Source organism: Rhodopseudomonas sp. (assembly GCF_048594845.1).
Lineage (GTDB): Bacteria > Pseudomonadota > Alphaproteobacteria > Rhizobiales > Xanthobacteraceae > Rhodopseudomonas.
Map to the genome: position 1 here is coordinate 1 of NZ_JBMDXE010000329.1, position 9962 is coordinate 9962.

Below are 9962 nucleotides of genomic sequence, written 5' to 3' on the forward strand. Positions count from 1 at the left end.
AGCTCGCCGCATTTGTTCCAGTCGCCGAACACGTAGCTCGAGGCGCGGCTGTAATACGCGCCGAGGCCGGGCATGTTGTAGAATTCATCCGACAGGAAGCCGCGCTCCGGCTCCATGAAAACCTTCTTCAGGCACTCCAGCTTGCTGCCGCTGAACTTGTAGTAGCTTTCCGATTCGCGGGCGAGCGGCGAGGCCTCGTCGCCGGGAAAGCTCTCATCGACGTCGGAGCGATAGCTGCCGACGCCATCGACGATCATCACCACGCCTTCCTCGAACGGGCTCGGCGCGAACGCGCTGTAGGCATGTGCAAGGTGGTGCGAGATCGTCATCACCTTGTCGGATTGGCTGCGGAACAGCGCATGCATGTAGGCATCGCCGCGTTCGTGCTCGGGCAGGAACGCCGGCATGTCCTGATACATCAGCCGATCTTCCATCTCCTGCACCGGCAGGATGTAACAGTTGCGCACCACCAGATCGATGTCGGCCATCGTGATGCCTTCGGCGTTCAGGCAATAGTCGATCACCTCCTTGTAGAAGCCGGTCGCGTGCTTCTAGCGGGTGACGCGCTCCTTTTCGATTCCGAAGGCAATCTCGCCGTCGCGCAACAGGCAGGCGCTGACGTCGTGGTCGTAGGTGTTGAGGCCGAGGATGTAGGTGTGCTGCTTGGACATTGAGCTCTTTTCTGAAAAGGAGCGGTTCGGAAGCGGAAACGGTCGGCGAATTGGAGAGGACGCGCGCGTTCCTCAGAAAGGTCGGCCCACGTGGCCTGGCGGTTCATCGGGATGGCAATCTTCGCATGATCTCGTGTTGAAACCCATCGCGTGCAATCGGTCCGGCCTTGTGTTCATTGATAACGCGATCGGGGCGCTTTTCGGGTATCGATCATGTGGCAGCGCACAATCTGGAACGTGCAGCTGCTGAATACGTTTCGCATGATGGTTAATCGTCTTCCGGCAACGAAGGCGCTCTTTACTTGACCCAAATCGAGGCCTCCTCCTAATCTTGTCGAATTGAGGCCGTAAACTATCGGTTTGATCCACCGACATTTGAACCCGCTTTACCTACCCCTGCACCAATGCAGGCGAAGGTGTTCAGATGCTCAAACGACCGGGAGAAAGACGTAGATGGCTCAAAATGTTTCGAAAGCCAAAAAAGGAATGCTCGCCCGCGTGCTCGCGGCTGTAGCGCTGACCGGCATCTATGGCCTCAGCCTCGTCGGCACGTCGGCCGCGTTCCTGACCGCAACCACCACCAAGGCCGATGCCCAGCGCGGCCGCGGTCGCGGCGGCGGCTTCTATCGGGGCGGCCGCGGACGCGGTTTCTATCGCGGCGGTCGCGGCTATTATCGCGGTCGTGGCTGGGGCTATCGCGGTGGTTGCGTGTTCAATCCGGTGTATGGCCGGGTGATCTGCTACTAACGCCACGCGGCGACATCGCTCCACAACAGCGAATGCGTTGAACAAGGTGCACCGGGCAATCCGGTGCACCTTTTTTCGTATCCGGCTCGGCGCAGGCGTGCGAGGCCGCGCGTTTGCGTGCCGCCCCGTTCCGCTGCAATATAGACGAAAGCAGCAAGAGAGGGTGAACCATGGCTCCCACCAAATTCGGCGTCGGCCAGAGCGTCATGCGCAAGGAGGACGACCCTCTCATCCGCGGCAAGGGCCGTTACACCGACGACTACGCGCCGCAAGCTTCAGCGCACGCTCTGGTGCTTCGTTCGCCGCACGCCAACGCGACGTTCACGCTCGACGCGGCGGCCGCGCGGCAGCTGCCGGGCGTGCTGGCGATCCTCACGGCGGAAGACGTTAAGGAGCTTGGCGGCTTGCCGTGCCTGTTCAACCTGCCTGACAAACCGTTCGTCGGCCCGGACTATCCGATCCTCGCCGGCGGTGAAGTGCGCCACGTCGGGGACGCGGTCGCCTTCGTGGTCGCGGACACGCTGGCGCATGCACGCGATGCGATCGAAGCCGTTGCGGTGGAGTGGACGCCGCGACCGGCGGCGATCGGCGCCGGCCATGCCATCAAGCCCGGCGCGCCGCAGGTCTGGCCGCAGTTTCCCGGCAACGTGCTGTTCGACGCGGCGATCGGCGACAAGGCGGCGGCCGAGGCGGCGTTCGCCAAGGCGCATGCGGTCGCCGAGATCAAGATCGTCAATCCGCGCATCGTCACCAACTACATGGAAACCCGTGCCGCGGTTTGCGAATACGACGCCAAGCGCGATCACTTCACGCTGACGATCGGCAGCCAGGGCAGCCACCGGCTGCGCGATATCCTGTGCCAGAACGTGCTGAAGATCCCGACCGACAAGATGCGGGTGATCTGTCCCGACGTCGGCGGCGGCTTCGGCACCAAGCTGTTTCCGTATCGCGAATACGCGCTGCTGGCGGTGGCGGCCAAGAAGATCGGAAAACCGATCCGCTGGACCGCCGATCGCTCCGACCATTTCGTCGGCGACTCGCAAGGGCGCGACAACATCACGGTCGCCCGCATGGCGTTGGCCGAGGACGGCAAGTTCCTCGGCATGGACGTCGATCTGATTGCCGATCTCGGCGGCTATCTGTCGACCTTCGGCCCGTACGTCCCCTACGGTGGCGTCGGCATGTTGCCGGGGCTGTACGACATCAAGGCGTTCCATTGCCGCATCCGCACCGTGTTCACCCACACCGTCCCGGTCGACGCCTATCGCGGCGCGGGGCGGCCGGAGGCGGCCTATGTGATCGAGCGGCTGGTCGATGCCTGCGCGCGAAAACTCGGAATGTCGCCCGATGCGGTCCGCCGCAAGAACTTCATCGCTCCTCGCGTGCTGCCTTACACCACGGCGACCGGCAAAGTGTACGACTCGGGCGACTTCGCCGCGCATCTCAAGCGCGCGATGGAGGTCGGCGAGTGGAAGGACTTCGGCAAGCGCGCCAAGGCGGCCAAGAAGCACGGCCTGGTGCGCGGCATCGGGCTGGCGTCCTATGTCGAAGTCTGCGGCACGATGGGCGAAGAGACCGCCAAGGTCGTGCTTGATCCGGACGGCGATATCACTGTGCTGATCGGCAGCCAGTCCAGCGGGCAGGGGCATCAGACCGCCTATGCGCAGATCGTCGCCGAGCAGTTCGGCGTGCCGCCCGAGCGGGTGCGGGTGATCCAGGGCGATACCGACAAGGTCGCAACCGGGCTCGGCACCGGCGGCTCCGCTTCGATTCCCTCCGGCGGCGTCAGCGTGCAGCGCGCGACGCATCAGCTTAGCGAGCAACTACGCGACGTCGCGGCCGATGCGCTGGAGACCAGCGCGGCCGATCTCGAGATCGCCGACGGAGTCATCCGGATCGCCGGCACCGATCGCTCGATCTCGTTCGCCGACCTCGCCAAGCGTCCGGGCGTCGATCCGTCCAAGCTCAACGCCAGTGCGGCCTTCTCCAGCGCCGACGGGACCTATCCGAACGGTACGCATCTGGTCGAGATCGAGCTCGATCCGGCCACCGGCAAGATCCGGATCGTCAACTACGTGATCGTTGACGATTTCGGCGTCACGCTGAATCCCTTGCTGCTCGCCGGCCAGGTTCACGGCGGCACCATGCAGGGGATCGGTCAGGCGCTGATGGAGCAGGCGGTGTACGATGCCGCCGATGGTCAGCTCGTGACCGGCACCTTCATGGACTATGCGCTGCCGCGTGCCGCCGACGGGGCACCGATCGTGTTCGAGACCCACAACGTGCCGTGCACGACCAATCCGATGGGCGTGAAGGGCGCGGGCGAGGCCGGCGCGATCGGGTCGTGCCCGGCGGTGGTCAACGCAATCATCGACGCGCTGTGGCGCGAGTACCGGATCGACCACATCGATATGCCGGCGACGCCGGAGCGGGTCTGGATGGCGATCCGCGAGCACGCGCGGCAGCACAATCTGTAACGTCACAACCTGTGCGCGTTGACGATCGCGTGATCGTGAACCCGCATGGTACGATCATGCAGAAATTTTCGGCAGGTGCGGTGACAGATCGCACCTGCGGCAGTGTCATCTCCGTTTTGATATGGAATAGTTCTATCAAGTCGGTGTTTGCAGGAGTCGGGTCCGGTCGTGGGCCGGATTGCCGTGCTTCGATTGAGCCCGAGGGAGATGAGAATGTTGCGAACAGTCGTGGTTGCCGGTGCCTTGCTGCTTGGCGTGAGCGCGGTCTACGCGCAGCAGAGCGTCGTCGACAAGACGCAGAAGCTGATGAAGGACAATGGCCGGAACATGGGGCAGCTCGGCGCGATCGCGAAGGGCGAAAAGCCCTATGACCAGGCCGTGGTCGACGCCGCGCTGAAGCAGTTCGACGAGACCGCCAAAGAACTGCCGAAGCAATTCCCGGACGGCGTGAAGGGCCTGAAGGCGACCGACAGCAAGTACAGCGCGTCGCCGAAGATCTGGGAAGAGCGCGCCAAGTTCGACGCCGAGATCGCGACCTTCGCCAAGGCGGTCAACGACGCCAAGGCCAACGTCAAGGATCTCGACACCTTGAAGGCCTCGTTCCCGGCGATCGGCAAGTCCTGTGGCAGCTGCCACGAAGGCTTCCGTCTGAAGGACGGCTAGTCGGGCGGCGGCAGTTCGCCGTCCACCCTCACTCGTTTGTCATGGCCGGGCTCGCCCCGGCCATCCACGTCTTTGGCGACGCTTTAAGCAAGGCGTCATGCCCGGGACGAGCCCCGGCATGACGAGTGGTGGGGGCAGTTGCTGAGTGGGCAGGCCGAGTGTCGGCGAAGCTTGGAGAGGATCGAACGTGGCAAAACGGTTGGGCATCGCTCTGGTGCTGCTGGCGCTCATCGCCGGCGCGGTTATGTGGATCCTGACCACGCCCGCAACCATCGCCGCGACTGCGCTCCCCGACCGCACGCCCGACCTCGCCAACGGCAAGGTCGCCTTCGACGCTGGCGGCTGCGCGTCGTGTCACGCCACGCCGGGGCAGGACGACCGCACCAAGCTCGGCGGCGGCCTGGCGATGACATCGCCGTTCGGCACCTTCCACGTTCCCAACATCTCGCCGGATCCCGCGACCGGCATCGGCAAATGGAGCGAGGCGGAGTTCGTCACCGCGGTGATGCGCGGGACCTCGCCGGACGGTGCGCACCTGTATCCCGCGTTTCCATATCCGTCCTACGCCCACGCCAAGGTCGACGACGTCCGTGACCTGTTCGGTTACATCAAGACGCTGCCCGCGGTTTCGAACACGGCGCCGCCGCACGAACTGCCGTTCCCGTTCAACATCCGGCGTGCCGTTGGCGTGTGGAAGCTGTTGTTCTTCGATACCAAGCCGTTCACGCCGGACCCGGCGCAGAGCGCGCAGTGGAATCGCGGCGCCTATCTGGTCAACGGTCTCGGCCATTGCGCCGAGTGCCACAGCCCGCGCAACGCGCTCGGCGGCATCATCACTTCCCAGCGGCTCGCCGGCGGGCCCGATCCCGAAGGCAAGGGCTGGGTCCCGAACATCACTCAGAACGGTCTGAAGGACTGGAGCGAGAAGGATATCGCCTATTTCCTGGAGACCGGCATGACCCCCGACGGCGACAGCGCCGGCGGCTCCATGGCCCGGGTGATCCGCAATACCTCGCAGCTCAGCAGCCAGGATCGGGACGCGATAGCCGTCTATCTGAAGTCGCTGCCCCCTGTGGACGGCCCGGCGCGCCCGCCGCGGAAATAGCCGCGGCGTTACTTCGGCCCGAACGCCTTGAACGTGATGATGGTGTGGGTGTCCTTGATGCCCGGAATCACCTGGACCTTCTCGGCGACGAAGTGGCCGATATCCGTGGTGCGATCGACGTAAAACTTGACCAGGAGATCATAGTCGCCCGCCGTCGAATAGATTTCCGACGCGATCTCGGCCTCGGCAATGGCGTTCGCCACGGCATAAGACTTACCGAGTTCGCATTTGAACTGAACGAAAAACGGGACCATTGCGTTGTCTTCTCCAAGCTTGATCGGGCGCCATGAAGCCTAAAACGGCATGCCGAGGCAAGCTTGCAGCCGCCCAAGGGGCACGATACCACGGATTGTGCACTTTGAGGGTCGGCAGGGCCCATCCTCGGACGACAACGAGCGAGACATGGCAATTCCGATCGCAGTGACGATCGCAGGGTCCGATTCTGGGGGTGGGGCGGGAATCCAGGCCGACCTCAAATCCTTTTCCGCCAATGGTGTCTACGGCGCGTCGGTGATCACCGCGCTGACGGCGCAGAATACGCTCGGCGTCAGTGGTATTCACCCGGTGCCGGCCGACTTCGTCACGGCCCAGATCGATGCGGTGTTCAGCGATCTCGCGGTGGCGGCCGTCAAGATCGGCATGGTCGCCCAGCGGCCGGTGATCGAGGCGATCGCCGACGGGCTCGCGCGCTGGTCGCCGCCCTACGTGGTGCTCGATCCGGTGATGGTGGCGACCTCCGGCGACCGGCTGATCGATGACGACTGTGTCGACGCGCTCCGGACCCGGCTGATTCCACGCGCCCGCATCATCACGCCGAACCTGCCCGAAGCCGCCGCGCTGCTCGACGAGGAGATGGCGGCGGATCAAGCTGCAATCGAGCGTCAGGGGAACGAGCTCCTCGCGCTCGGTTGCGACGCGGTGCTGATCAAGGGCGGGCATGGCGAAGGACCCACCAGCACCGACTATCTGTTCAGCGCCGCCGGCACGCTCGCGCTGATGGCGCCGCGGATCACGACGAGGAACACCCACGGGACCGGTTGCTCGCTGTCGTCGGCCATCGCCTCTCACCTCGCGCGCGGCGAGGATCTCGATGTCGCTGTCGGTCACGCGAAGGCCTGGGTCAGCGAAGCGATCGCGGCCGCAGACCGTCTCGACATCGGCAAAGGTCATGGCCCCATTCACCATTTCCACGCCTTCGAGTGAGGCAAGCACACACGCTTGCGTTGCAGTGGCGCAGAAATAACGTAAACGGCGGCACGAATCCGAAACTTGAGCGTTGGTCGGTCCCAAGGAGTGCCGATGACGCTGACGTGCTTAGAAGACCGATTTCGGAGTTTTATTCACCAAGCTGATTTTCCCTGCGTTGGTGCGAAATCCGCTCTCGCAAAGGGAACGCTCGACGTTCTGGTGGCACGGGATCTCCGCTCCAATTGGGATGATCGGCGGATCTACGACGGAATTACCAAGGTCGTCGCTGATTATCGCGCCGATCGGGCGTTATTCAGAAGCTTCGCGGTGATCTTCGAGGGACCGGGGAACATCGACGAGCCGACTTTCGAAACGTATTTGTGGGCGAGGGCCGAAAGCCTGACCAACAAGGACACCTGGCTCGGCAGGCCACACGATCGTCGCGTCAGCAGTGACCCGGATAATCCGCATTTCTCGCTCAGCTTCGGCGAAGAGGCGTTCTTCATTGTCGGCCTGCATCCGCATGCGAGCCGTCCGGCGCGACGGTTCGAACGGCCCGTGCTGGTGTTCAACCTGCACGACCAATTCGAGCAGCTTCGTCAGCAGGGGCTTTATGAACGCATGAGAGAGAAGATCATCGCGCGCGACATAGCGCTGGCCGGCTCGCCCAACCCGATGCTGGCGCGCCACGGCGTGATTTCGGAGGCGCGGCAATACAGCGGGCGTCTGATCGCTGACGCTGAATGGAAGTGCCCTTTCAATCCGGTGCAGCGCGTATGACCGCGACGACGATCCCGCCGCGCTCCGGCACGGCGTTCCGATTGGCCAAAGGCGAGACTCTCACGGTCATCGATCCGCAAGGCGAGCAGGTTGCCGATCTCGTCGTGTTCAACGCGGCGGACATTCACGAAGCCATCTCCTCCGGCCGAAGCCTGGACTATGCGAGCAAGCTGTATCTCACGACCGGCGATCTGATCTACTCGAACCGCAGCAACGTGATGCTGAGCATCGTTGAAGATACTGTCGGTCGCCACGACTTCCTGCTGACGCCGTGTTCGCGTGATACATTCCGGATTATCTATCACGACGAGAATCCTCATCAGGGCTGCTTCGGAAATCTGGAAGCTGCGCTTGCGCCCTATCATATCGCATCCGACGCGATCCCGGTTGCGTTCAACTGCTTCATGAATGTGGTGATCCAGCCCGCGACCGGAGTCTTCACTGTGGAAGCGCCGCTCAGCCGCGCCGGCGACTACGTCAGGTTTCGGGCCGAAATGGACCTTATCGTCGGCCTGACGGCCTGCTCGGCTTTGCAATCCAACAATTACGCGTTCAAGCCGATCGAATACCGGATCGATTGATCCGCAATCACCCGGACGGCCCCACGCGGCGCCTTGTTCCGATTGAGTTTTTTGGCCTGCGACGAAGGCCGAAGAGGCTCGCGGGACGGGTTGTCGCAGCACCGTCGCACTCCGCTGCTAATCGGAAATCACTGATGATTTCCAGATTCGCGACGGACCCCGATGACTCCCGACCTCGATAAATCCCTGGTGGAAACCGCCTACGCCCGTTGGGCTCCCATCTACGATGCGGTGTGCGGGCCGGTGATGGTCAAGGGACGTCGGGCAGCCGCCGCCGAGGCGCGTGCGCTGGGCGGCCGGATCCTCGAGGTCGGCGTCGGTACCGGTTTGTCGTTTGACGACTACGATGCCTCGACGCAGATCACCGGTATCGACCTTAGTGAGCCGATGCTGGAAAAGGCGCGCGCCAAGATGGCGAGTGGCCGCTATCCGTGGGTCAAGGAAGTGCGCCGCATGGATGCGCACAGGATGGAATTCGCCGATGCGAGTTTCGACTGCGTCGTCGCGCAGTTCGTGATCACGCTGGTCGAAAACCCCGAGCAGGTGCTGTCGGAGTGCCACCGCGTCGTGAAGCCGGGCGGGCGCATCATCCTAGTCAATCATTTGTACTCCGAAGTCGGTGTCGCTGCCGCGGTCGAACGCTGGGCGGCGCAGAAGACGCGTGGCCTCGGGCTGCGCCCGGAATTTCCCTTCGCGCGGCTGCAGGCCTGGGCTCAGGCCAACAGCGACGCGATTCTGGTCGAACGGCGCAAGATCAAGCCGTTCGGCATCTACACGCTGGTGTGCTTCGAACGAGCCGGCCCGTCGCTGGCGGCGTGAAGCCACCGCATTGTCATTCGCTGCCGCCGGCAGCCTGGCATGGGACAAAGACGATGAGCGACGACGGACCGGAACGGCGTTTCCGTACGCTTTTCATTTCAGACGTACATCTCGGCGCGCGCGGCTCGCAGGCCAATCTGCTGCTGGATTTTCTGCGCGTGCACGATGCCGATACGATCTACCTGGTCGGCGACATCATCGATGGCTGGGCGCTTAAATCGAGCTGGTACTGGCCGCAGTCGCACAACGATTTCGCCCAGAAGCTGCTGCGCAAGGCCCGTAAGGGCGCGCGCGTGGTGTACATCCCCGGTAATCACGACGAGTTTCTGCGCTCCTATTACGGCACGCATTTCGGTGGCATCGAAGTCGCCGAGAGCGCGATCCACACCGGCGCGGACGGCCGGCGCTATCTGGTAATCCACGGCGATATGTTCGACCTCGTGGTGCAGAACGCGCGCTGGCTCGCCCATGTCGGCGACAAGGCTTACGACCTTGCGATCCGGCTCAACCGGATCGTCGCCGCGCTGCGGCGCTGGGCGGGCGTGCCGTACTGGTCGCTGTCGCAATGGGCCAAGTTGAAGGTGAAGAACGCGGTGAACTACATCGGCGCGTTCGAACAGACTCTGGCGCAGGAAGCGCGCCGCACCGGCACCGACGGCGTGATCTGCGGCCACATTCACACGGCCGCGATCCGCGACGATCATGGCATCCGCTACATGAACTGCGGCGACTGGGTCGAGAGCTGCACCGCGCTGGTCGAGCACGATGACGGCCGGTTCGAAATCATTACCTGGACCGATCCGCTCAAGCGCAACCTGCCGGTCGCCGCGGTGGCCGCACGAGCCGCCTGATGCGGGTTCTGATCGCCACCGACGCGTGGCATCCGCAGGTCAACGGCGTGGTGCGTACGTTGACCATGATGGCCGAGGCG

At 63.6% G+C, this 9962-nt stretch carries 10 protein-coding genes and 2 pseudogenes; 10 read left to right on the forward strand and 2 right to left on the reverse strand.

All coding sequences use genetic code 11. The annotated features are described in order from the left end of the window. Positions 1-671, reverse strand: a pseudogene (locus tag ACOJTD_RS22185) (carbamoyltransferase N-terminal domain-containing protein); the annotation flags it as partial. A gap of 498 nt (positions 672-1169) precedes the next feature. Here ACOJTD_RS22185 and ACOJTD_RS22190 point away from each other — a divergent pair. From ACOJTD_RS22190 to ACOJTD_RS22205, 4 genes are all read left to right on the forward strand, one after another. Then, positions 1170-1418, forward strand: a complete 249-nt coding sequence (locus ACOJTD_RS22190) for a hypothetical protein (RefSeq protein WP_420135019.1) — start codon at positions 1170-1172, stop codon at positions 1416-1418. Between the two features lie 170 nt (positions 1419-1588). Beyond that, a complete protein-coding gene (locus ACOJTD_RS22195) occupies positions 1589-3895 on the forward strand; it encodes a xanthine dehydrogenase family protein molybdopterin-binding subunit (protein ID WP_420135020.1) in 2307 nt (768 codons plus the stop codon). 213 nt (positions 3896-4108) lie between these two features. Further along, positions 4109-4558, forward strand: coding sequence for a c-type cytochrome (locus ACOJTD_RS22200; protein WP_420135021.1), 450 nt, complete (start codon positions 4109-4111; stop codon positions 4556-4558). 244 nt (positions 4559-4802) lie between these two features. Next, positions 4803-5663 (forward strand): c-type cytochrome, encoded by an 861-nt coding sequence (locus tag ACOJTD_RS22205; protein WP_420135027.1) that lies wholly within the window; start codon positions 4803-4805, stop codon positions 5661-5663. 8 nt (positions 5664-5671) lie between these two features. On the opposite strand, the gene ACOJTD_RS22210 is transcribed toward ACOJTD_RS22205, so the two are convergent. Beyond that, positions 5672-5917 carry an Lrp/AsnC ligand binding domain-containing protein gene (locus ACOJTD_RS22210; RefSeq protein WP_378384917.1) on the reverse strand — a complete coding sequence of 82 codons (246 nt, stop codon included), beginning with the start codon at positions 5915-5917 and terminating at the stop codon, positions 5672-5674. Between the two features lie 148 nt (positions 5918-6065). On the opposite strand from ACOJTD_RS22210, the gene thiD reads away from it, so the two are divergent. The 6 genes and pseudogenes from thiD to ACOJTD_RS22240 form a co-directional block, all read left to right on the forward strand. Beyond that, positions 6066-6866: a bifunctional hydroxymethylpyrimidine kinase/phosphomethylpyrimidine kinase gene (gene thiD, locus ACOJTD_RS22215; protein WP_420135022.1), complete on the forward strand. Its 801-nt coding sequence runs from the start codon at positions 6066-6068 to the stop codon at positions 6864-6866. Positions 6867-6962: 96 nt separating this feature from the next. After that, positions 6963-7631, forward strand: a complete 669-nt coding sequence (gene gntA / locus ACOJTD_RS22220) for a guanitoxin biosynthesis heme-dependent pre-guanitoxin N-hydroxylase GntA (RefSeq protein WP_420135023.1) — start codon at positions 6963-6965, stop codon at positions 7629-7631. Beyond that, entirely contained in the window at positions 7628-8212 is a 585-nt protein-coding gene (locus ACOJTD_RS22225; protein ID WP_420135024.1) for a DUF1989 domain-containing protein, read from the forward strand. The genes gntA and ACOJTD_RS22225 overlap by 4 nt, the downstream gene beginning before the upstream one ends. A 162-nt stretch (positions 8213-8374) precedes the next feature. Then, a complete protein-coding gene (locus ACOJTD_RS22230; RefSeq protein ID WP_420135025.1) occupies positions 8375-9031 on the forward strand; it encodes a class I SAM-dependent methyltransferase in 657 nt (218 codons plus the stop codon). A 53-nt stretch (positions 9032-9084) separates the two neighbouring features. Further along, the gene (locus ACOJTD_RS22235) at positions 9085-9882 is read left to right on the forward strand and encodes a UDP-2,3-diacylglucosamine diphosphatase (protein ID WP_420135026.1); all 798 of its coding nucleotides are present in this window, start codon (positions 9085-9087) and stop codon (positions 9880-9882) included. Further along, positions 9822-9962: pseudogene (locus tag ACOJTD_RS22240) on the forward strand (glycosyltransferase family 1 protein); the annotation flags it as partial. The gene ACOJTD_RS22235 and the pseudogene ACOJTD_RS22240, both read left to right, overlap by 61 nt.